This window comes from Pseudomonas sp. BN411, assembly GCF_029871235.1.
Lineage (GTDB): Bacteria > Pseudomonadota > Gammaproteobacteria > Pseudomonadales > Pseudomonadaceae > Metapseudomonas.
In genome coordinates, this window is sequence record NZ_SSOM01000054.1 from 79,723 (window position 1) to 101,006 (window position 21,284).

The following is a 21,284-nucleotide window of genomic DNA, read 5'->3' on the forward strand; positions in this document are numbered from 1 at the left end:
CTGTGGGGGCGATTTCTATCGCTAAGCAGGTTGAAGACCTGCCCTCAGCGAATGAATTCGCCCCCACAAGGTCAGGTTGCCGGGTTGGGGCCTCGTCCCTCGAACAACTCCGCCACATGCACCATCCGCACCCAGCTACGCCCTTGCCATTCCATCAGGCTGTACTCCTTGCCCTGCCACTCTACCCGGCGATGCTGGGGCAGCTGCGGATGAGCCGCTGAACGCAGGGCGGGTACCACCTCACCGGTGATCCACTGCCGCAGGCTGCGGTTTTCCGGGTGGTAGTAATTCGTCCTGAGCACCTCGCACACGGCGCTTTCGCTGATCAACAATTGCTGCTCGAAATTGCCCTTCGGCTTCTGCAGGGTTGCGATGCGCCACTGGTCGCGGTCAAGTTTCTCGGCGAGGCGGTCGTTGAAATGGCAGTCGGTCAGAGCGCCGAGATCGCGGGCCACGACCCAGGCCTGATCGTCGATCAGCAGGGCACGGAGTGGGCGGCGATGGCGATGGAAAACGCTGGGGACGAAATAGTCGTGGGACATGAGCAGACTCCTTTCTGATATCGAAGAGTCCACCACTTGAGAGGGTGGCGGACCGTACGAGGTGTGGAATACCGGCGCAGCAGGAAACCGGTGGGCTACTGCCCCCCTCGCACGGTCCGCCATAGACCGCCAGAGTCATCGAATGAAACGTCCAATCGCTGACCCTGCTTATGGCGCTTGTGCTTTTCCTGCTACATCGGGATTCCACTCCCGGACGCAACCAAGGCTGCGACGGGGGAGGACGCTACCGATGCCCCTTGTAGGCCGACAATGGCGAACTCGGGTAGGAAAGCTCGGAAGAAGATTGGAGCCGAATCTTCTGCTTCAGGAGAGGTGCGCGAGATGCTCCACCGTCTCCGGGTACTGCTGCACCAGGCGGATCAAAGTTGTGGCCTGGGCGTTGGGTTTGGCGCGGCCTTGCTCCCAATTTTCCAACGTTCGCGGATTGGTGCGCAGATACATGGCAAAGACTGGGCGCGACATCTTCAGCCGTTCACGAATTGAAACCAGCTCCTCCGCAGTCACGGCGCGTAGCTCCGGCAAGGCGAGTCGGTGCGAGCGAAGTGTCACCTTGCCCTCACGTTCTTGTGCCAGTGCTTCGATGCCTTCCATCAACTCGGCAAAAATGTCCCGGTTCATATCGTCTTCCTCGCTTCGAGTTCCGCTTCCAACAGCTGCCTGAATACCTTTTTCTGGGCTGCGCTCAGGTCATCGCGAACGTCCTTGCCGTAGAGGGTGAAAAGCCAGAACTGCGCTCCACCCAGCCACCAGTAATAGATCACGCGGATGCCGCTACGCTTGCCTTTGCCTCGTCCCTCGTCAGCAAAACGCAGCTTGCGAAGTCCTCCGGTTCCTTGAATGAGGCTCCCGGCTTCCGGCTGAGTCAGCAGCAGATGCTGCAAGGCTGTGTAGGCGTCATCGTCCAGATGATCCGCCCGGTGCCGCTGGAACGGCGGCAGCTCCACGAAGAGTGCTTCCATATTCTCTACGTAATTTGCGTATAGATTGGGCGCGCATGTCACTAACGGTCAAGCTGCGCCGATGATGGAGCACCACCTTATCCGTTGCTTTGGCATGCAGGGGCTGAAGCGGGAGGGTGAAACGGATGACGAGGAAGTCAGAAACGCAAAAGCCGCGCAATGCGCGGCTTTTGATTTGGTGGGCCCACACGGACTCGAACCGTGGACCAAAGGATTATGAGTCCTCTGCTCTAACCGACTGAGCTATAGGCCCCAGAAGGCCGGCGGATTATACAGGCGCCTTTTGCTGGGTGCCAATCGTGGGGAGGGGGCTTAGGAATTTGCGTTCGAAAGCTTCTGGCGGCAAGGGTGTGCTGACGATAAAGCCTTGAATCTGTTGGCATCCTTCGGCGGCGAGGAAGTATTCCTGGGCCTTGGTTTCGACGCCTTCGGCGATCACGGTGAGTTGCATGCTGCGGCCGAGGGCGATGATGGCGCGGCTGATGGCGGCGTCGTTGGGATCGTCGGGCAGGCCGCGCACGAAGGACTTGTCGATCTTCAGCACATCCAGCGGCAGGCGCTTGAGGTAGCTGAGGGAGGAATAGCCGGTGCCGAAGTCGTCGATGGCCAGCTGTACGCCGAGGGCCTTGAGGTTGTGGAGCACGCTGAGGGCTTCTTCGGCCTGGCTCATGATGAAGCCTTCGGTGATCTCCAGCTGCAGGCGCTGGGGCTCCAGGCCAAGGCTGTCGATGAGGCGTTGCAGGCGTTCCACCAGCAGCGGTTGGCGCAGTTGGGCACCGGCGAGGTTGACGGAAAGTGGGCCGAACGGTGCGTGGGCTTCCTGCCAGCGCTGCATCTGCCGGCAGGCGTGGTCCAGCACCCAGTCGCCCAGCGGGAGGATGAGGCCGCTTTCTTCAGCGAGCGGGATGAAGCGCTCTGGTGGAATCTCGCCGAGCTTCGGGTGGTACCAGCGCACCAGGGCTTCGGCGCCCACCAGGGCCTGGTTCTGCAAGCTGAGCTTGGGCTGGTAGGAGAGGGACAGCTCGTTGCGTTCCAGAGCGCGGCGCAGTTCGGTTTCCAGCGCCATACGTTCAGTGGCCTGGCTGGTGAGGTCGCGGGTGTAGAACTCGATGCGGTTGCGGCCACGGGCCTTGGCCCGGTACATGGCGGCGTCGGCGTTCTTCACCAGGGTGGCGACGTCCAGTCCGTGCTCCGGGAACAGGCTGATGCCGATGCTGGCGCTCATGAAGAACTCGTGCTGGCCGGCTGGGAGTGGCGCTTCGAAACAGGCCAGCAGTTTGTGGGCGACGGCTTGGGCGTCATCGGGGCCGTGCAGGCCGGGCAGCAGGATGATGAATTCGTCGCCGCCCAGGCGGGCCACGGTGTCGATGTCGCGCAGCTGTTCGCGCAGGCGATGGGCGATGCCCTTGAGCAGCAGGTCGCCCACCGGGTGGCCGAGGCTGTCGTTGATGTGCTTGAAGCGGTCGAGGTCGATGAAGAGGACGGCGCCGTGGAGGTCGTCATTGGCGGCTTCGACCAGGGCCAGTTGCAGGCGGCTCTCGAACAGCAGGCGGTTGGGCAGGCCGGTGAGCGGGTCATGGTGGGCCTGGTAGTCGAGCCGCGCCTGGGCGTGTTTGAGCGGCGAGATGTCGGCGAACACGCCGACGTAGTGGGTAACCTGCTGGTGGCGGTCGCGTACGGCGCTGATGGTGAGCCATTCGGGGTAGGGTTCGCCGTTCTTGCGGCGGTTCCAGATCTCGCCTTGCCAGTGTCCTTCACGTTCCAGCTGGTGCCACATGGCGGCGTAGAACGCGCTGTCGTGCTGACCGGAGGCGAGCATGTGTGGTGATTGGCCGAGGGCTTCTGCTTCGCTGTAGCCGGTGATTTCGCTGAAGGCGCGGTTGACCGCGGTGATGCGCTGTTCGGTGTCGGTGATCATCACGCCTTCGGCGGTGCTTTCGAAGACGGTGGCGGCCTGCAGCAGTTTTTCCTGCATCTGCTGGCGCTCGGTGATGTCGCGGGCAATGGTCAGCATGCAGGGCTCGCCGCCGATGGGAATCGGCTGGGCGGAGAGTTCGCAGATGCGCACCTGGCCGCGCTTGGTGCGCACGGCGGTGGTGAAGTTGTGCAGGCTGCCCTGCTCGCGGACGAGTTGGATCATGCGCTCGCGTTCCGTCGGGTCGGCCCAGAGACCAAGGTCCAGTGTGGAGCGTTCGGCGATCTCCTGCGGGCTGTAGCCGGTAATGCGGCTGAAACCGTCGTTCGCCTCCAGCAGCAGGCCATCGCTGATGCGGGTGATGAGCAGGCCGTCGGGGGAGGCATGGAAGGCGCTGGCGAACTTCTCTTCGGAAACCTGCAGCAAGCGCTGGGTTTCCTTTACCTGGGTGATATCACGTACCACGACCACCAGGGCTGGCGTGTCGTCCAGGTCGATGGCCTGGGCGGAGATCAGGCCGATGAAGGTTTCGCCGTTGGCGCGGCGGAAGGGCATTTCCAGGTTGTGCAGCGGGTTGCCCTGTTGCAGGCGCTGGAGGAGTTTCGGGCCAATGCCGGGGATGCCCCAGATATCGAGTTCGGTGGCGGTGCGGCCGAGGACTTCGCTGGCTCTGAGGCCGATCTGCTGCTCGAAGGTGTGGTTGATGGCCAGCAGGCTGCCATCGGTGCGACGGGCGATGACGATGATGTCGGGGCAGTTGTGGAACACCGAGGCGAACTTCTGTTCGGACAGGCGCAGGGCTTGCTCGGTTTGTTTTGCCTCGGTGATGTCGATCATCAGACCGCGCATCATCTGGGTCTCACCGTGGGGGATGAGGGTGATGATGTCGCGCACCCAGAGGACCCGGCCGTCGGCTGCGATCATGCGGTAGTCGAGGCTGTGGTCGCGACCCGCGGCGGTTTCGGTTTCACAGAAGGTGTTGGCCCATCCTGCGTCGTCGGGGTGCAAGGTGCGACGCCAGAAACCGGGTTCCAGCCAGGTGCTCAAGGGGTAGCCCAGCAGGCGTTCGGCGTGGGGCGAGACGTAAGTGTAGCAGTAGTCGTCGACGCGCATTTCCCAGGCGATGGCGTTCAGGCTTTCTACCAGGCCGCGGTAGTGCTGCTCGCTGCTGCGCAGTTCGTCCTGAAGGGCGGCGCGGCCGGCCATTTCGTTGCTCAGGCGGTGGTTGACGCGCAGGACGAAGGTCAGGGCGCCGGCCACCAGCAATAGCGCAGGGAGTCCGTAGAGGAGGATGCGGTTCCAGTCGGTCCGCTGATAGAGGGCGTCGCCCACCCAGCGCTCCTGGATGGCCGCGGTTTCTTCCGGGGTGATCTCGGCGAAGACCCTGTCGAGGATACCGGCCAGCAGCGGGTGGATCTTTGGTGTCGCCATGGCCAGTTGATAGCGATAAGGCGTTTCGCCACTGATGCTGATGCCGTTGAGCTTGAGCTGGCGCAGGCTCCAGACGCTGGAGGCGAGGTCGCCGACGAAGGCATCCACTTCGCCGGTAGCCAAGGCCTGGAGTGCGGCTGCGACGGTGGGGTAGCCCTGCAGGCTGAGGTCGGGGTGCTGGTTGCGCAGCAGCTCATGGGGGGCGTAGTCGGACACGATGCCGACGCGCAGGCCGTAGAGGCCCTGGATATTCGAAGGTTGGGGGCCTTTGGTCTGGGAAAGGATGACGATGGGGAAATCGAGGTAGGGCCGCGTGAAGTTCAGGTACTGCTGGCGTTCGGGGGTGGACATGATGCCGGGCAGGATATCCAGCTTGCCTGCGCGGGCCCGCTTGAGCACATTCCCCCAATTGCTGGACTCGATGGGGGTGACCTTCACGTTCAGTCGCCGGCGGATCAGCTCGACATAGTCGGCGGCCAGGCCCTGGTGGCGGCCCTGGGCATCCCGGAACTCGAAGGGGGGCCAGGAGGCATCTATGCCCAGTTTCAGTTCGCCATGCTGGTCGAGCCAGGCCTGTTCGTCCGGGGTGAGCGTCAAGGCTCCGGCCGGAATGGTCCAGAGTGCCAGCCAGAACATCAGTAGGGCCCGCACTCGCGCCATTGGCGGCCTCATTCCTTGATGGGATGTCAGACGGAAGTGTAGACGTGGCCGGTTGGCATCTGGAAGGGGAAAGAACGCAGCTGCGATCTGGTTCGCGGACAAAAGAAAACCCCCGGACTGGCCGGGGGTTCTCGTATCGCTTTACTCGTCGAGGAAGGAGCGCAGGTGCTCGCTTCGCGACGGGTGACGCAGCTTGCGCAGCGCCTTGGCTTCGATCTGGCGGATACGCTCGCGGGTCACATCGAACTGTTTGCCGACTTCCTCGAGGGTGTGGTCGGTATTCATGTCGATGCCGAAGCGCATGCGCAGGACCTTGGCTTCACGGGCGGTGAGGCCGGCCAGGACTTCGCGGGTCGCTTCCTTGAGGCTTTCCACGGTGGCCACGTCGATCGGGGACTGCATGGTGCTGTCCTCGATGAAGTCGCCCAGGTGCGAGTCTTCGTCGTCGCCGATCGGGGTTTCCATGGAGATCGGCTCTTTGGCGATCTTCAGTACCTTGCGGATCTTGTCCTCAGGCATCTCCATGCGCTCGCCAAGCTCTTCCGGAGTGGGCTCGCGGCCCATTTCCTGCAGCATCTGACGGGAGATGCGGTTGAGCTTGTTGATGGTCTCGATCATGTGCACCGGAATACGGATGGTGCGTGCCTGGTCGGCGATCGAGCGAGTGATCGCCTGACGGATCCACCAGGTGGCGTAGGTCGAGAACTTGTAGCCGCGACGGTATTCGAACTTGTCCACCGCCTTCATCAGGCCGATGTTGCCTTCCTGGATCAGGTCGAGGAACTGCAGACCGCGGTTGGTGTACTTCTTGGCGATGGAGATCACGAGACGCAGGTTGGCCTCGACCATCTCTTTCTTCGCCCGGCGAGCCTTGGCTTCACCGATGGACATGCGGCGGTTGACGTCCTTGATCTCGTTGACGGTCAGCTCGACCTCGTTCTCGAGATCCACCAGCTTCTGCTGGTTGCGCTTGATGTCGTCCACCAGCTTGCCGATGGCTTCGGCGTACTTCGCCTTGCCCTTGGCCAGGCCGTTGGCCCAGTCGAGGTCGACTTCGTTGCCCGGGAACAGGCGCAGGAAGTCGGCGCGCGGCATGCGGGCGTCACGCACGCAGAGCTGCATGATGGCGCGTTCCTGGCCGCGGACGCGGTCCAGGGCGCTGCGAACTTTTTCCACGAGGACGTCGAACTGCTTCGGCACCAGCTTGATCGGCATGAAGAGTTCGGCCAGGGCCTGTAGCTCCTCAGTAGCCTGTTTGCTGTCGCGACCGTGCTTCTTCAGGGCCTTCTTGGCCTTGTCGAGCTGATCGGAAACCGCGGTGAAGCGGCGCAGGGCCTCTTCCGGGTCCGGACCGCCGTCGCCTTCTTCCTCTTCGTCGCTTTCGCTTTCTTCGTCCTCGTCTTCGTCCTTGTCCTTGGCCGAAGCGGAATTGTCCTTCAGCTCAACGGGTTCGACTTCCTCGGCCGGCAGGGTGCCGTCATCCGGGTCGATATAACCGCTGAGAACGTCGGACAGGCGGCCACCTTCGCTGGTGATCCGCTGGTATTCGGCGAGGATGCCGTCGACAGCGCCGGGGAAGTGGGCGATGGCGCACATCACTTCGCGGATGCCTTCCTCGATACGCTTGGCGATTTCGATTTCGCCTTCGCGGGTCAGCAGCTCCACGGTGCCCATTTCACGCATGTACATGCGCACAGGGTCGGTGGTGCGGCCGATATCGGTTTCCACGGCAGCCAGAGCGGCGGCGGCTTCTTCAGCTGCGGCTTCGTCGGTGTCGGCTTCGGCCAGCAACAGGGCATCCGCATCCGGGGCACTCTCGAATACGTTGATCCCCATGTCGTTGATCATGCGGATGATGTCTTCCACCTGTTCCGGATCGGAAATATCCTCCGGCAGGTGGTCGTTGACCTCCGCGTAAGTCAGGTATCCCTGCTCACGGCCACGGGCGATCAACTCTTTGAGGCGAGACTGCTGTTGCGCTTTTCCGGACATAGCACCCTATCCACTTAAGGTCTTGGCGGGCTGAAAACAAGCCGAGGATTATACCTGATCCGGGGCCTCACGCGCCAGTTGAGGTCGGAGTCAGTGGAGACGTGTTGCGGCTGAGAAGGTCGCGCAGCTGATCTTTTTCCTCTGCGCTGAGTTCGCTTTGCCGTGCTTTCCGCAGCAGATTTTCCAGGCGGCGTTCCCGCTGGCGAGCCGACAACCTAGTTATAGTGTCGAAAAACTGTTGTTCAAGGTTGTCATCGGAAATCAGCCATTCCTTCTCCGCCAGAGCCCGTAGCAGACGGCCCTGATCGGTGCCGTGCCAGCGGGCGATCAACTGCAGCGAACGCAGTTTCGGATTCTTCTGCACGGCTTCCACCAGGGACACCATGAGCTGCGCGTAGGTGTCGTCTTCAGCGGCGAAATGGCTGGCATCTTCCACTTTCTGCGCAAGTGAAGGATGGTGGAGCAAGGTCCGTAGCGCGGTGAGCGTGGGGGATTCCACCTTCACTTCGGTGCGTGGTGGGCGCTTGAAATCATCGCGCCCCTGCTTGTTCCACTTTTTGCCGTCTTTTTTCCAGTTTTCCTTTTTCCAGCCTTCCTTGCGCTTCTCGTCGTTCTGCCAGTTGCCCTGCTGCGCGGCCGGCTGTTCGAAGTATTGCGAGTGGTCAGGCTCGTACTGCTGGTTGTCGTAGCCGGAGAAGCCTTCGTAGTAGGAATCTTCCGGGTAACCTTGGTTATCGTGGCTGACGCTCGGGGCGGCGCTACGGGCGAACTGGCCGAGGGCTTCGCCGTTGAGGCCGGTGATTTCGGCCAGTCGCTGGCGCATCAGCACCTTCAGGTTGGCGCCTGGGATTCGCTCGATCAGCGGCGCGGCCAGGGTGGCCAGGTGGGCCTTGCCTTCCAGGGAGGTCGGATCGGCTTCCTGGGTCAGCTGCTGGAAAAAGTAATCGGCCAGCGGCTGGGCGTGCTGGGTAATGCGGGCGCGGAAGGCGTCAGTGCCTTCCTTGCGGACCAGGCTATCCGGGTCTTCGCCTTCGGGCAGGAAGAGGAAGCGCGCGCGGCGGCCGTCTTCCAGCCCCGGCAGGGTGGCTTCCAGGGCGCGCCAGGCGGCCTTGCGTCCAGCCTGGTCGCCGTCGAAACAGAAAAGAATGTTCGGCACCAGTCGGAACAGGCGGCGGATGTGCTCCTCGCTGGTGGCGGTGCCCAGGGTGGCGACGGCATTGCGCAGGCCTTGCTGGGCCAGGGCGATGACGTCCATATAGCCCTCGACCACCATGATTTCGTCGAGGTTTCGGTTGTGCTTGCGCGCCTCGAACAGCCCGTAGAGCTCCTGGCCCTTGTGGAAAACCGGGGTTTCCGGGGAGTTCAGGTACTTCGGCTTGTCGTCGCCCAGCACGCGGCCGCCAAAGGCGATGATGCGTCCGCGGCTGTCGCGAATCGGGAACATCACCCGGTCACGGAAGCGGTCGTAGCGCTTGCCGGAATCGCTGTTTTCGATCAGCAGGCCGGCATCGATCATGTGCTTCTGCTGCAGGCTGTCGCCGCCCATGTGCTTGAGCAGGTTGTCCCAGCCGGGCGGGGCGAAGCCGAGGCCGAAGTCGCGAGCGATTTCGCCGGTCAGGCCGCGTCCTTTCAGGTATTCGACGGCGGCCTTGCGGGTCGGGTGCTGTTTCAGCGCGTGGCGGTAGTAATCCGAAGCGGCGGTGAGCAGTGCGTAGAGCGGGGAGTCAGTTGGCTGGCGCGGGCCGCTGCTGCGTCCACCTTCTTCTCTCGGAACATCCAGGCCGGCGCGTTTGGCCAGTTCCTCGACCGCCTGGGGAAAGTCCAGGTGGTCGTGGTCCATGATGAAGCCGAGGGCGTTGCCACCGGCGCCGCAGCCGAAGCAGTAATAGAACTGCTTGTCCGGGCTGACGCTGAAGGAGGGCGTCTTTTCGTTATGGAAGGGGCAGCGTGCGCTGAAGTTCTTGCCGGCCTTTTTCAGCTGCACGCGCGCGCCGACCACTTCGACAATGTCGGTGCGGTTCAGCAGGTCGTCGATGAAGCCTTGGGGGATCAGGCCAGCCATAGGGTGCTCGGGACGCGGGGAGGTTCAAAGCATACTCGCGCCCAGAGGCGAGAGTCTTGAGCTGGAAAGCAAAAAACTCCGCCATTCGCCTAGGCGAAGCGGAGTCTCTTGTGTGCCCAACATGCACTCGCCCGGCCGGAGCCGGGCGACGCTTGAGCGTGCTGCGGAGCCTGTTAACTCAGTACAGGCGCTCGCGGCGGCGCTGCTCGCGCTGCACTTTCTTGGCGTGACGCTTAACCGCGGCGGCGGCTTTGCGCTTGCGCTCAGCAGTGGGCTTCTCGTAGAACTCACGGCTGCGAACTTCGGCCAGTACGCCGGCTTTTTCGCAGGAGCGCTTGAAACGACGCAGGGCTACGTCGAAGGGTTCGTTCTCTTTAACTTTGACGGCTGGCATCCAGGTCGTACCTTCATCAATTACCGAATGGTCGACGCATTCCGGCAAAAGTTGGCTCGGTGGCGCGTCGGATTTCAAGGGCTGCGGATATTAACGCCTCAAGGCACGGAATGCAAAGCCTTCAGTCGAAAACCGCTAGTCGGCACAAGGGGCGACGATTATGATTCGCGCCTTCTTCTTTTACCAGGCCAGAAAGGCTCGTACCCATGCTAGTGCTGGGGTTGGAAACCTCTTGCGACGAAACCGGCGTCGCCCTTTACGACAGTGAGCGTGGCCTGTTGGCCGACGCGCTGTTTAGTCAGATCGACCTGCACCGGGTCTACGGCGGCGTCGTACCCGAGTTGGCCTCCCGCGATCACGTCAAGCGCCTGCTGCCGCTGCTGCGCGAGGTGCTGGAAGAGGCCGGTCGTAAACCCGAAGACATCGATGGCATCGCCTATACCGCCGGCCCCGGCCTGGTGGGCGCGCTGCTGGTGGGGGCTTCCTGCGCCCAGGCCCTGGCCTTCGCGTGGGGTGTGCCGGCACTCGGCGTGCACCATATGGAAGGCCACTTGCTGGCCCCCATGCTGGAAGAGCAGCCGCCGCAGTTCCCGTTCGTCGCCTTGTTGGTGTCCGGCGGCCACACCCAGTTGGTGCGGGTGGATGGCATCGGTCGTTACCAGTTGCTTGGTGAATCGGTGGACGACGCCGCCGGCGAAGCCTTCGACAAGACCGCCAAGCTGATCGGCCTCGGCTATCCCGGTGGTCCGGAGATCGCCCGCCTGGCCCAGAGCGGCACACCCGGTCGCTTCACCTTCCCGCGGCCGATGACTGATCGTCCCGGTCTGGATTTCTCCTTCAGCGGCCTCAAGACGTTCGCCCTCAACACCTGGCAGCAGTGTCGCAATGCTGGGGACGACGGCGAGCAAACCCGTTGCGACATCGCTCTGGCCTTCGAACAGGCGGTCGTGGACACTCTCACCATCAAGTGCAAGCGCGCCCTCAAGCAGACCGGCCTGAAGCGCCTGGTGATCGCTGGCGGCGTCAGTGCCAACCAGTCGTTGCGCCAGTCGTTGGGCAAGATGCTCGGCGATATGAACGGCGATGTGTTCTATGCGCGGCCGCGTTTCTGCACCGATAACGGCGCGATGATCGCTTATGCCGGCTGCCAGCGTTTGCTGGCGGGGCAGCAGGATGGTCCGGCGATTGGTGTGCAGGCGCGCTGGCCGATGGAGCAGCTACCCGCTGTCTGACGGCTGGTTGAGCCGATTTCATTCAGACGATCAGAAATGCCGTTCGCGTCCAGCGAAAAGGTCGCGTAGATTGCCGCGATGGCGCCAGACGATGAGCCCGGTCAGCACGGTCATCGGCAGGAGCGCGCCGGGTTGCTGCCAGGCCAGTAGTGGCAGGGTCAGCGGCGTGGCGATCAGCGCTGCCAGTGAGCTGGTGCGGGTCAGGTGGAAGGTCAGCAGCCAGACGCAGATGGCCAGCAGCGCGGCCGGGGGATAGAGCCCCAGCAGCATGCCGGCGGCGGTGGCGACGCCCTTGCCGCCACGGAAGCGGAAGTACAGGGGATAGAGGTGCCCGAGCACCGCGGCAAGGCCGATCCAGGCCTGTTGCTGGATGTCGAAGCCGCAGTAGCGGGCGACCAGCACTGGCAGCAGGCCTTTGAGCAGGTCGCCGAGCAAGGTCAGGATCGCCAGCTTCTTTCCTGCCACCCGCAGCATGTTGGTGGCGCCAGGGTTGCCGGAGCCCTGGGCACGCGGGTCGCCCGTGCCGAACAGACGGCTGAGCAGAATGGCGAAGGACAACGATCCGAGCAGGTAGGCGAGAGTCGCCAGCAGCCAAAACATGGTATCCATTCCGGGGCGAGGAAGTCCCGATTCTAGCGGGGCAGCACTGACGTGGACACGGTTTTCATTGAGGGTCTGGAAGTCGACACCGTAATTGGTGCCTATGACTGGGAGCGCAGCATTCGCCAGTGCCTGCGCCTGGACCTGCAACTGGGCTGGGACAACCGCCCGGCCGCCGAGGGCGATGACCTGGACAAGGCGCTCGACTACGCCGCCGTATCCCAGCGCATTCAGGCCTTCGCCGCCGAAGCGCAGTTCCTCCTGGTGGAAACCTTCGCTGAGCGCCTAGTGGCCGTACTGATGGCCGAGTTCAACATCCCCTGGGTCCGCCTGAAGTTGCACAAGCCTGGCGCAGTTGCCGCGGCCAGCAGCGTTGGCGTGGAGATCGAGCGCGGATGTCGCTGACCACTATCTACCTCGGCCTCGGCAGCAACATCGAGCGCGAGCGCAATCTCACCGCCGGGCTCGAAGCCCTGGCCGGTTTCCTTCAGGACATCCGCTGCTCGGCGGTGTTCGAGAGCCTGCCCGTTGGTATCAAGAGCGGGAATTTCTTCAATTTCGTGGTGGTCGCCCGCACTGACCTGTCGCTCCACGAGCTGGATCGCCGGCTCAAGGAAATCGAAGCCGACAACGGCCGATACGCGCCGGGCCGCAAGGGCCTGCCGCTGGACATCGATGTGCTGCTGTATGGCGACCGCGTGGGCAATTTCGACGGCCTGGTCCTGCCGCGTCCCGAGGTGCTGAAGAACGCCTTCGTGCTCTGGCCCCTGGCGCTTCTGGCACCCGAGGTGCTGCATCCGGGAGAGCGCCGCCCCTTCGCTGAGCTGTGGCAGGGTGCCTCCATCCAGCAAATGCTCTGGCCGGCTTCCTTCTCGTGGCGGGGCGCCGAGTTGACGCCCGCCGAGCTGATTCAGGCCTTCCCGCAGCCTTCCTTGTAAGCCTTCAGGGCCTTGAGGCGCTCACCCTTGAGCGCTTCACCCAGTTCGGCGCCCTTCAATCCCTTCTCCAGCAGCGGCTGCACCGTCACCGCGCGGGCGACAGCCACCGCGCCCAGCAGGTACGCGGCCTGGGGGTAGTCGCGCCGTTCCAGGCCGGTGCGTCCGCGGGCATCCATTTCGCTGGCGGCGACGAACTCTTCGAAGCGCTGCGGTCGGCGGTAGACATCGAAGCTCTGCAGCAACTCCAGCAGGGTGGTCGGACGAAGTTCCAGCGCGCGATGGGCATGGGTGTGGTACTCGCCCACCAGCAGCGCCAGTTCCTGGCAATCCCGGGGTACCTTGCAGCGCTCGTTCACGGCCTTGATCAGCTTCAGGCCGCGCTTTTCGTGGGCGATGTGCTGCGGCCACTCCTCTTCGGGGGTCAGGCCCTTGCCCAGGTCATGCAGCAGACTGGCCCAGCGCACGGTGAGCGGCTGCTGGTGTTCCGCACATTGGCGTAGCACCGCCAGCACATGGATGCCGGAATCCACCTCGGGATGGTGTTTCTCCGGCTGTGGCACGCCGAACAGACGGTCCACCTCGGGCAACCAGGCGGCGAGGGCGCCGCAGTCGCGCAGGACCTGGATGAACACATCCGGTCGCGGTTCCATCAGGGCGCGGGAAACTTCCTTCCAACTGCGTTCAGGTGTCAGGGCGTCCAGTTCGCCGGATTCGGCAATCTGTCGCATCAGCACCAGGGTTTCCTCGGCGACCGTGAAGCCCAGCGGCGCATAACGCGCGGCGAAGCGCGCCACGCGCAGTACGCGCAGGGGGTCTTCGGCGAACGCGGGGGAGACATGGCGCAGCACGCGGGCAGCGAGGTCCTTCTGGCCGCCGTAGGGGTCGATCAGGTTGCCGTGGTCGTCCTCGGCCATGGCGTTGACGGTGAGGTCGCGGCGGATCAGGTCCTGTTCCAGGGTCACATCCGGGCTGGCATAGAAGGTGAAACCACCGTAGCCGCGGCCGCTCTTGCGCTCGGTGCGCGCGAGAGCGTATTCCTCGCCGCTCTGGGGGTGCAGGAACACCGGGAAGTCCGCACCCACCGGGCGGTAACCCAGCTCCAGCATTTCTTCGGCCGTGGCGCCGACCACTACCCAGTCGTTTTCGATCGCCTCGCGGCCCAACAGACGGTCGCGTACCGCTCCGCCCACTTTGTATATCTGCATGGCTTGCCTCCGTGGCTGCGGAGGATAGCAGCCTAGCGAGCGGCAGGGACCTGGGCGACCAGCGCGCGCACGGCGCTTTCCAGCAGCTCGGCGCTGTCCCAGGAGGGGCTGAGGCCGGTGCTGGCCAGGCCTTCCCAGAGTACTTGGCCGTCGGGGTCGGTCAGGCGCAGGCGCAAGGTGCCGGTTTCGTCGTGCAGCCGGTGGATGGCCTGGTACGGGCCGAGGGGGCTGGGCGGTGCCTGATTGACCTTGAATTCCAGTGGCTGGTCGCTCACTGCCAGCCAGTAGTAGACACGCATTTGCGCATCATTGGCATCGCGATAACCACGCTCCCCCAGGGCCTGGCGGATCAGTGGGCCGAGCTGGGCGTAGCGCTCCGGGTAAGGCAGTTCGCCGTCTACCGCCTTTTCCGGCGAGATCAGCTGGAAGCTGCTGCGCCCCGCCAACCCGGCTGTGGCGGGTTGCAGGATGCGGACCTGCGGAATGGGCGTGGAGCAGGTGGCCAGGGCCAGGCACAGCAGCAGGACGAGGAACAGGCGCATCTGAGGGCGGCTCCCATAGGGGGGAACCGCATGCTCGGCGCGGGCCGGGCATGCGGTCAACCGATCAAATGGGTGGAATGATCAGGTCCAGGCGCGGGTATTCCCCGTCCTCAGTGCGCTCCCCCTTTGGGGGGACATGATGGCTCCCTGTTATCTGCTCGCCGTGGCGGGTTTCCAGGTGGATATCGAAGCCCCAGAGGCGATGCAGGTGCTTGAGCACTTCATCGGTCGACTCACCCAGTGGCTTGCGGTCGTGCTGCTGGTGACGCAGGGTCAACGAGCGGTCGCCGCGGCGGTCCACACTCCAGATCTGCACGTTGGGTTCGCGGTTGCCGAGGTTGTACTGGGCCGCCAGGGTTTCGCGGATCAACCGGTAGCCCTGCTCGTCATGGATGGCCGGGACGTACAGCTCGTCCTTCTGGTCGTCGTCGAGGATGCTGAACAGCTTGAAGTCGCGGATCACCTTGGGCGAGAGGAACTGCAGGATGAAGCTCTCATCCTTGAAGCTGTTCATGGCGAACTTGAGGGTGGACAACCAGTCGCTGCCGGCGATGTCCGGGAACCAGTACCGATCCTCATCCGTGGGCTCCTCGCAGATGCGGCGGATGTCGCGGTACATGGCGAAGCCCAGGGCGTAGGGGTTGATGCCGCTGTAATAGGGGCTGTCGAAGGGCGGCTGGTAGACCACGCTGGTGTGCGACTGCAGGAACTCCATCATGAAGCCGTCGGTGACCAGGCCCTCGTTGTACAGATCGTTGAGGATGGTGTAGTGCCAGAAGGTGGCCCAGCCTTCGTTCATCACCTGGGTCTGGCGCTGTGGGTAGAAGTACTGGGCGATCTTGCGCACGATGCGCACCACTTCCCGTTGCCAGGGTTCCAGTAGAGGCGCGTGCTTCTCGATGAAGTAGAGGATGTTTTCCTGCGGTTCGGCGGGGAAGCGCTGGTTGTCTTTCTCGCCGCCCTTGCCGCTGCCCTTGGGAATGGTGCGCCAGAGGTCGTTGATCTGCTTCTGCAGATGCTCCTCGCGTTCCTTCTGCCGGCGTCGCTCTTCCTCGGCTGAAATGGGGTAGGGACGCTTGTAGCGGTCCACGCCGTAGTTCATCAGGGCGTGGCAGGAGTCCAGCAGGTCTTCCACGGCGTCGATGCCATGGCGCTCCTCGCACTGGGCGATGTACTGCTTGGCGAACACCAGGTAGTCGATGATCGAGCTGGCGTCGGTCCAGGTGCGGAACAGGTAGTTGCCCTTGAAGAAGCTGTTATGGCCGTAGCAGGCGTGGGCGATTACCAGCGCCTGCATGGTGATGGTGTTTTCCTCCATCAGGTAGGCAATGCAGGGATCGGAGTTGATCACGATCTCGTAGGCCAGGCCCATCTGACCCCGCGAATAGCCCTTTTCGGTGGCGAGGAAGTGCTTGCCGTAGGACCAATGGTGATAGCCGATGGGCATGCCGACCGAAGCGTAGGCATCCATCATCTGCTCGGCGCTGATCACTTCGATCTGGTTCGGGTAGGTGTCCAGCGCGTAGCGCTCGGCGATCCGGCTGATCTCGCGGTCATAGGTGCGGATCAGGTCGAAGGTCCATTCCGACCCCGTTGAAATGGGCTTGCGTTCCTTCTTGCTGGCAGTCATTTCACGCCTCCCCTCAGGTCACGAGCCTGCGCTGGAACAGCTCGCGGAACACCGGGTAGATATCCGCCGCCGAGACGATCTGCTGCTGGGCGAAGGTATCGGCGAACGTATCGCAGACCTGTTCGTACTCGTACCACAGCGCCTGGTGCTCGCGCGGGGTGATCTCGACGTAGGTGTAGTACTGCACGAACGGCATGATCTGCTTGATCAGGATATCCCGGCAGATGGGTGAATCGTCGTTCCAGTTGTCGCCGTCCGAGGCCTGGGCGGCGTAGATGTTCCACTCGTTGATGGGGTAGCGCTCGGCCATGATCTCCTGCATCAGCTTCAGCGCGCTGGAGACGATGGTGCCGCCGGTTTCCCGGGAGTAGAAGAATTCCTCCTCGTCCACTTCGCGTGCGCTGGTGTGGTGGCGGATGAACACGACCTCGATCTTGTCGTAGTTCCGCTTGAGGAACAGGTACAGGAGGATGAAGAAGCGCTTGGCGATGTCCTTGGTGGCCTGGGTCATGGAGCCGGAGACGTCCATCAGGCAGAACATCACTGCCTTGGAGGACGGATTGGGTTGCTTGACCAGCAGGTTGTACTTGAGGTCGAAGGTGTCGAGGAAGGGAACGCGCTCGATTCTGGCGCGAAGTCTCGCGATTTCCGCTTCAAGTTCCTGGATATCGCCAAAATTGTCCGGCTCCTCGCGCTTCAGGCGCTCCAGTTCCTCCTTCGCTTCCTTCAGCTTGCCGCGGCTGCTACCCGACAGGGCGATGCGCCGCGCATGGGCCGAGCGCAGGGTACGGACGATATTGATCCGCGACGGGTTGCCTTCGTTACTGATGCCGGCCCGCACGGTCTTGAAGGTGTCGGCGCCGGTGAGGTGACGTTTGACCAGGTTGGGCAGTTCCAGGTCCTCGAACATGAAGTCGAGGAATTCCTCCTGGGTGATCTGGAAGACGAAGTCATCCATCCCCTCGCCCTGGTTGCTGGCCTTGCCGCCACCACGTCCACCGCCGCCGCCCTGGGGACGGGGGATGCGGTCACCGGTGGTGAATTCCTTGTTGCCGGGGTGGACGATGGTCTGCCGGCCACCACGGCCGTGGTGCAGGACGGGCTCGTCGATATCCCGGCCGGGGATGCTGATCTGTTCGCCATGCTCCATGTCGGTGATGGATCGGCGACTGACGGCCTCCTCCACGGCCTTCTTGATGTGGTCGCGGTAGCGGCGCAGGAACCGCTGGCGGTTCACCGTGCTCTTGTTCTTGCCGTTCAAACGCCTGTCGATGACGTAGCTCATATACCCCTCCGGGGAGCTTCAGGCTGCAAGGCACGGAGGACGCCGCGTGTAACGGCGCCTCCGGCGTGCATGTTCCAGGCTTGCAGCTTGAGACTGTTTTACTGCGACTTGCGTACCCGCAGGTACCATTCGGACAGCAGGCGTACCTGTTTCTCCGTATAGCCGCGCTCGACCATGCGTTTGACGAAGTCGTTGTGTTTCTGCTGCTCCTCCTTGCTGCCCTTGGCATTGAAGCTGATGACCGGCAGAAGGTCCTCGGTGTTGGAGAACATCTTCTTCTCGATGACCACGCGCAGCTTCTCGTAGCTGAGCCAGCTCGGGTTCTTGCCGTTGTTGTTGGCCCGGGCGCGCAGTACGAAATTGACGATCTCGTTGCGGAAGTCCTTCGGGTTGCTGATGCCGGCCGGTTTCTCGATCTTCTCCAGTTCCTCGTTCAGGGCCACACGGTTGAGGATCTCGCCGGTTTCCGGGTCGCGGTATTCCTGGTCCTGGATCCAGAAGTCCGCGTAGAGCACGTAGCGGTCGAAGATGTTCTGGCCGTATTCGCTGTAGGACTCCAGATAGGCGGTCTGGATTTCCTTGCCGATGAACTCGATGTAGCGCGGCGCCAGGTATTCCTTGATGTAGCGCAGGTAGCGCTCGCGCATTTCCGCCGGGAACTGTTCCTGCTCGATCTGCTGCTCCAGTACATAGAGCAGGTGCACCGGGTTGGCCGCGATTTCGTGGGGGTCGAAGTTGAACACCTTGGAAAGGATCTTGAAGGCGAAGCGGGTCGACAGGCCGTTCATGCCCTCGTCCACGCCTGCCGCATCACGATACTCCTGGATCGACTTGGCCTTCGGATCGGTGTCCTTGAGGTTTTCGCCGTCGTAGACGCGCATCTTCGAATAGATGTTGGAGTTCTCCGGCTCCTTCAAACGGGACAGTACGGAGAACTGTGCCAGCATGCGCAGGGTGTCTGGGGCGCAGTGGGCGTGGGCCAGGGAGCTGCTGACCAGCAGCTTGTCGTAGATCTTGATTTCGTCGGTGACGCGCAGGCAGTAGGGCACCTTGACGATGTAGATCCGGTCGATGAAGGCCTCGTTGTTCTTGTTGTTACGGAAGCTGTGCCATTCCGACTCGTTGGAGTGGGCCAGGATGATGCCGTTGAACGGCAGTCCGCCCAGGCCCTCGGTGCTGTTGTAGTTGCCTTCCTGGGTGGCGGTCAGCAACGGGTGCAGGACCTTGATCGGCGCCTTGAACATCTCGACGAACTCCATCAGGCCCTGGTTGGACCGGCACAGAGCGCCCGAGTAGCTGTAGGCATCGGCGTCGTTCTGCGGGAATTCCTCCAGCTTGCGGATATCCACCTTGCCCACCAGCGCGGAGATGTCCTGGTTGTTCTCGTCGCCCGGCTCGGTCTTGGCGATGGCGACCTGGTTGAGGATCGACGGATACAGCTTCACCACACGAAACTTGCTGATGTCCCCGCCCAGTTCGTTCAGACGCTTGGTGGCCCAGGGCGACATCACGGTACGCAGGTAGCGCCGCGGAATGCCGTATTCCTCTTCAAGAATGGCGCCATCCTCATCGGCGTTGAACAGCCCCAGGGGCGATTCGAACACCGGCGATCCCTTGATCGCATAGAAGGGCACACGTTCCATCAACTGCTTCAGCTTTTCCGCCAGGGACGATTTACCGCCACCCACCGGTCCCAGCAGATAGAGGATCTGTTTCTTCTCTTCCAGGCCCTGGGCGGCATGGCGGAAGTAGGACACGATCTGGTCGATGCACTCTTCCATGCCGTGAAAGTCGGCGAAGGCCGGATAGCGGCGGATCACCTTGTTGGAGAAGATCCGCGACAGCCTCGAGTCGACCGAGGTGTCGAGCAGCTCCGGGTCACCGATGGCCATGAGCATGCGTTCGGCGGCGGTGGCGTAGGCGCTGCGGTCCTGCTTGCACAGGTCCAGGTATTCCTGAAGGGAATATTCCTCCTGGCGAGTCGCTTCGAAGCGTTGTTGGAAGTGGCTGAAAATGCTCATGACGTCACCTCGCTGGGATCAGGAAGCCGGCGCGGGGTCGGTTGTGCGGGTGCGGGCAGTCAGCCGAAGAAGGCCGGCTGATGAAAGTCCCCCAGAACACCTGAATGGTCGCTGCCGATGGCCCGGAACCGGTGTACCGGCTCTCCCCTTTTTTGGATGGCCTGAGCTAAGAGTAGTTCGTTATCGGCAACGTCAAGCGTGACGGAACGATAACAGGGGATTACCGTCCGTCGGGGAAATGGCGCCAAGCCAGAGATAGCGCGGCGTTGCGCCTCGCCGAAAAAAATTTACTCGACGTTGCCCTGGGCGACTTCCCCGGGATAGACGCTGCGCCACAGTTCAAATCCGCCGTCGAGGCTATAGACCTCGGAGAAGCCCTGATGGGCGAGATAGGCGGCCGCGCCTTGGCTGGAGTTGCCGTGGTAGCAGGCGACGATCAGCGGTTTGTCGAAGTCGGCTTTGGCGATGAAGTCGGCCAGGGAGTGGTTGTCCAGGTGGTGCGCGCCGCTGATGTGCCCGAGGGCAAAGCTCTGCGGGTCGCGGATGTCCACCACCACGGCGCCCTGTTCGCGCAGGGTCTGGGCCTGTTCGGGGGCGATGCGCTGGAATTCACTCATGGCGGTTCTCCTCACAGCTGCAGCTGATGCGCTCGCCGCTGTCGATATTCAGTAGGGTCATGGTGCCGCCCCAGACACAGCCGGTGTCGAGGGCGTACAGGCCGGGTTCGTTGCAATTGCCTTCCAGCGCCGCCCAGTGGCCGAAGATGATCTTCTGCCCACGGGTCTTGCGCTCGGGGTAGCTGAACCAGGGGGCGAAACCGGGGGGCGCGGTATCCAGGCCTTCCTTGGACTTGAGGTCCAGGGTGCCGTCGGCGCGGCAGAAGCGCATGCGGGTGAAGTAGTTGGTGATGACCCGCAGGCGCGTGACGCCGTGCAGGTCGCCGTCCCACTTGGCCGGTTCGTTGCCGTACATGCCATCGAGGAACAGCGGCAGGCGGGCGTCGTCCTGCAGGGCTTCCTCGACTTCGGCGGCGCGCTTGAGGGCCTTCTTCAGCGACCACTGGGGCGGAATCCCGGCGTGGACCAGGGCAATGTCCCGCTGCTCGTCGTAGTGCAGCAGCTTCTGTCGGCGAAGCCAGTCCAGCAGCTCGGCGCGGTCCGGCGCTTCGAGGATCTCGCGCAGGGTATCGGCCTTGCGCAGTCGTTCGATGTTGTTCGCCGCGGCCAGCAGGTGCAGGTCGTGGTTACCGAGAACGCAGACCACCGATTCGCGGATGGAATAAAGGAAGCGCAGGGTCTCCAGGGACTTGGGGCCCCGGTTGACCAGGTCGCCCACCAGCCAGAGTTCATCCTTGGCTGGATCGAAGCGGACCTGTTCCAGCAGGCACTTCAGTTGATCGAGGCAACCCTGGAGGTCGCCGACCGCATAAGCCGTCATGCCGGTGTCCTCAGTGCAGCGAGCCGGGAACGGCCAGGCGGAAGGGGGCGATGATGGCGTCGAAGCGTTTGCCGTCGTCAGCGAGCATCTGGTAGCTGCCCTGCATGCTGCCGACACGCGTGGCCATCACGGTACCGCTGGTGTAGGTGTGGCTGGCGCCCGGGTCGATACGCGGCTGCTGCCCGACCACGCCGGCTCCGCGTACTTCCTGCACATGGCCATCGCCATCGGTGATCACCCAGTGGCGAGTGAGCAGTTGGGCCGGCAGCTCGCCATTGTTCTGGATGGTCACGGTGTAGGCGAAGGCAAAGCGGTTCTCGTCCGGCTGCGATTGTTCCGGGAGGAAGCGGGTGACGACGCTGACGTCGACCTTGTAACGGGGATCGGACACGCGAAAGTTCTCGAATTGCTGGAATTG

General features: G+C 62.9%; 19 protein-coding genes and 1 tRNA gene. 3 read left to right on the plus strand and 17 right to left on the minus strand.

Features of this window, described 5'->3' with window-relative positions:
* Nucleotides 1–71: 71 nt before the first annotated feature.
* From E8F06_RS07720 to rpsU, 8 genes are all read right to left on the minus strand, one after another.
* A complete protein-coding gene (locus E8F06_RS07720) occupies nt 72–542 on the minus strand; it encodes a phage antirepressor (RefSeq protein ID WP_280365811.1) in 471 nt (156 codons plus the stop codon).
* 324 nt (nt 543–866) lie between these two features.
* Entirely contained in the window at nt 867–1,181 is a 315-nt protein-coding gene (locus E8F06_RS07725; protein ID WP_280365814.1) for a transcriptional regulator, read from the minus strand.
* A complete protein-coding gene (locus E8F06_RS07730) occupies nt 1,178–1,522 on the minus strand; it encodes a toxin (protein WP_280365817.1) in 345 nt (114 codons plus the stop codon). The genes E8F06_RS07725 and E8F06_RS07730 overlap by 4 nt, the downstream gene beginning before the upstream one ends.
* Before the next feature lie 176 nt (nt 1,523–1,698).
* Nucleotides 1,699–1,775: transfer RNA gene (locus E8F06_RS07735), tRNA-Ile, on the minus strand.
* Between the two features lie 15 nt (nt 1,776–1,790).
* Nucleotides 1,791–5,528 (minus strand): EAL domain-containing protein, encoded by a 3,738-nt coding sequence (locus E8F06_RS07740; protein WP_280365820.1) that lies wholly within the window; start codon nt 5,526–5,528, stop codon nt 1,791–1,793.
* A gap of 141 nt (nt 5,529–5,669) precedes the next feature.
* On the minus strand, nt 5,670–7,520 hold the full coding sequence (gene rpoD, locus E8F06_RS07745) for an RNA polymerase sigma factor RpoD (protein WP_280365822.1): 1,851 nt from the start codon (nt 7,518–7,520) through the stop codon (nt 5,670–5,672).
* Nucleotides 7,521–7,587: 67 nt separating this feature from the next.
* On the minus strand, nt 7,588–9,582 hold the full coding sequence (gene dnaG, locus E8F06_RS07750) for a DNA primase (RefSeq protein WP_280365824.1): 1,995 nt from the start codon (nt 9,580–9,582) through the stop codon (nt 7,588–7,590).
* Nucleotides 9,583–9,760: 178 nt separating this feature from the next.
* The gene (rpsU, locus tag E8F06_RS07755) at nt 9,761–9,976 is read right to left on the minus strand and encodes a 30S ribosomal protein S21 (protein WP_003085057.1); all 216 of its coding nucleotides are present in this window, start codon (nt 9,974–9,976) and stop codon (nt 9,761–9,763) included.
* Between the two features lie 206 nt (nt 9,977–10,182).
* Here rpsU and tsaD point away from each other — a divergent pair, with 206 nt between their 5' ends.
* On the plus strand, nt 10,183–11,208 hold the full coding sequence (gene tsaD / locus E8F06_RS07760; RefSeq protein WP_280365826.1) for a tRNA (adenosine(37)-N6)-threonylcarbamoyltransferase complex transferase subunit TsaD: 1,026 nt from the start codon (nt 10,183–10,185) through the stop codon (nt 11,206–11,208).
* Between the two features lie 30 nt (nt 11,209–11,238).
* Here tsaD and plsY read toward each other — a convergent pair whose 3' ends face one another.
* The gene (plsY, locus tag E8F06_RS07765) at nt 11,239–11,808 is read right to left on the minus strand and encodes a glycerol-3-phosphate 1-O-acyltransferase PlsY (protein ID WP_190834524.1); all 570 of its coding nucleotides are present in this window, start codon (nt 11,806–11,808) and stop codon (nt 11,239–11,241) included.
* Between the two features lie 51 nt (nt 11,809–11,859).
* Here plsY and folB point away from each other — a divergent pair, with 51 nt between their 5' ends.
* A complete protein-coding gene (gene folB / locus E8F06_RS07770; protein WP_151131518.1) occupies nt 11,860–12,213 on the plus strand; it encodes a dihydroneopterin aldolase in 354 nt (117 codons plus the stop codon).
* Entirely contained in the window at nt 12,204–12,746 is a 543-nt protein-coding gene (gene folK, locus E8F06_RS07775) for a 2-amino-4-hydroxy-6-hydroxymethyldihydropteridine diphosphokinase (protein WP_280365828.1), read from the plus strand. Before folB ends, folK begins: the two co-directional genes overlap by 10 nt.
* On the opposite strand, the gene E8F06_RS07780 is transcribed toward folK, so the two are convergent.
* The 8 genes from E8F06_RS07780 to apaG form a co-directional block, all read right to left on the minus strand.
* Nucleotides 12,719–13,951 carry a multifunctional CCA addition/repair protein gene (locus E8F06_RS07780; protein ID WP_280365830.1) on the minus strand — a complete coding sequence of 411 codons (1,233 nt, stop codon included), beginning with the start codon at nt 13,949–13,951 and terminating at the stop codon, nt 12,719–12,721. The genes folK and E8F06_RS07780 overlap by 28 nt on opposite strands.
* Nucleotides 13,952–13,983: 32 nt before the next feature.
* Nucleotides 13,984–14,493, minus strand: a complete 510-nt coding sequence (locus E8F06_RS07785) for a DUF4136 domain-containing protein (protein ID WP_280365833.1) — start codon at nt 14,491–14,493, stop codon at nt 13,984–13,986.
* Between the two features lie 64 nt (nt 14,494–14,557).
* Nucleotides 14,558–16,123, minus strand: coding sequence for a SpoVR family protein (locus E8F06_RS07790; RefSeq protein ID WP_151131522.1), 1,566 nt, complete (start codon nt 16,121–16,123; stop codon nt 14,558–14,560).
* Between the two features lie 13 nt (nt 16,124–16,136).
* Nucleotides 16,137–17,408, minus strand: coding sequence for a YeaH/YhbH family protein (locus E8F06_RS07795; protein ID WP_151131523.1), 1,272 nt, complete (start codon nt 17,406–17,408; stop codon nt 16,137–16,139).
* Nucleotides 17,409–17,506: 98 nt separating this feature from the next.
* A complete protein-coding gene (locus E8F06_RS07800; RefSeq protein WP_280365836.1) occupies nt 17,507–19,429 on the minus strand; it encodes a PrkA family serine protein kinase in 1,923 nt (640 codons plus the stop codon).
* Between the two features lie 287 nt (nt 19,430–19,716).
* The gene (gene glpE, locus E8F06_RS07805) at nt 19,717–20,046 is read right to left on the minus strand and encodes a thiosulfate sulfurtransferase GlpE (protein ID WP_280365838.1); all 330 of its coding nucleotides are present in this window, start codon (nt 20,044–20,046) and stop codon (nt 19,717–19,719) included.
* Complete coding sequence (locus tag E8F06_RS07810) at nt 20,039–20,866, minus strand: symmetrical bis(5'-nucleosyl)-tetraphosphatase (protein WP_280365840.1); 828 nt, start codon at nt 20,864–20,866, stop codon at nt 20,039–20,041. Before E8F06_RS07810 ends, glpE begins: the two co-directional genes overlap by 8 nt.
* 10 nt (nt 20,867–20,876) lie before the next feature.
* A complete protein-coding gene (gene apaG / locus E8F06_RS07815; RefSeq protein ID WP_280365842.1) occupies nt 20,877–21,257 on the minus strand; it encodes a Co2+/Mg2+ efflux protein ApaG in 381 nt (126 codons plus the stop codon).
* Nucleotides 21,258–21,284: the final 27 nt, after the last annotated feature.

Excerpts from the sequence above, each read along its gene's own strand:
- E8F06_RS07720 (WP_280365811.1), bottom strand. The coding sequence starts at position 542 with ATGTCCCACGACTATTTCGTCCCCAGCGTTTTCCATCGCCATCGCCGC.
- E8F06_RS07725 (WP_280365814.1), bottom strand. The coding sequence starts at position 1,181 with ATGAACCGGGACATTTTTGCCGAGTTGATGGAAGGCATCGAAGCACTG.
- E8F06_RS07730 (WP_280365817.1), bottom strand. The coding sequence starts at position 1,522 with ATGGAAGCACTCTTCGTGGAGCTGCCGCCGTTCCAGCGGCACCGGGCG.
- E8F06_RS07740 (WP_280365820.1), bottom strand. The coding sequence starts at position 5,528 with ATGGCGCGAGTGCGGGCCCTACTGATGTTCTGGCTGGCACTCTGGACC.
- rpoD (WP_280365822.1), bottom strand. The coding sequence starts at position 7,520 with ATGTCCGGAAAAGCGCAACAGCAGTCTCGCCTCAAAGAGTTGATCGCC.
- dnaG (WP_280365824.1), bottom strand. The coding sequence starts at position 9,582 with ATGGCTGGCCTGATCCCCCAAGGCTTCATCGACGACCTGCTGAACCGC.
- rpsU (WP_003085057.1), bottom strand. The coding sequence starts at position 9,976 with ATGCCAGCCGTCAAAGTTAAAGAGAACGAACCCTTCGACGTAGCCCTG.
- tsaD (WP_280365826.1), top strand. The coding sequence starts at position 10,183 with ATGCTAGTGCTGGGGTTGGAAACCTCTTGCGACGAAACCGGCGTCGCC.
- plsY (WP_190834524.1), bottom strand. The coding sequence starts at position 11,808 with ATGTTTTGGCTGCTGGCGACTCTCGCCTACCTGCTCGGATCGTTGTCC.
- folK (WP_280365828.1), top strand. The coding sequence starts at position 12,204 with ATGTCGCTGACCACTATCTACCTCGGCCTCGGCAGCAACATCGAGCGC.
- E8F06_RS07780 (WP_280365830.1), bottom strand. The coding sequence starts at position 13,951 with ATGCAGATATACAAAGTGGGCGGAGCGGTACGCGACCGTCTGTTGGGC.
- E8F06_RS07785 (WP_280365833.1), bottom strand. The coding sequence starts at position 14,493 with ATGCGCCTGTTCCTCGTCCTGCTGCTGTGCCTGGCCCTGGCCACCTGC.
- E8F06_RS07790 (WP_151131522.1), bottom strand. The coding sequence starts at position 16,123 with ATGACTGCCAGCAAGAAGGAACGCAAGCCCATTTCAACGGGGTCGGAA.
- E8F06_RS07795 (WP_151131523.1), bottom strand. The coding sequence starts at position 17,408 with ATGAGCTACGTCATCGACAGGCGTTTGAACGGCAAGAACAAGAGCACG.
- E8F06_RS07800 (WP_280365836.1), bottom strand. The coding sequence starts at position 19,429 with ATGAGCATTTTCAGCCACTTCCAACAACGCTTCGAAGCGACTCGCCAG.
- glpE (WP_280365838.1), bottom strand. The coding sequence starts at position 20,046 with ATGAGTGAATTCCAGCGCATCGCCCCCGAACAGGCCCAGACCCTGCGC.
- E8F06_RS07810 (WP_280365840.1), bottom strand. The coding sequence starts at position 20,866 with ATGACGGCTTATGCGGTCGGCGACCTCCAGGGTTGCCTCGATCAACTG.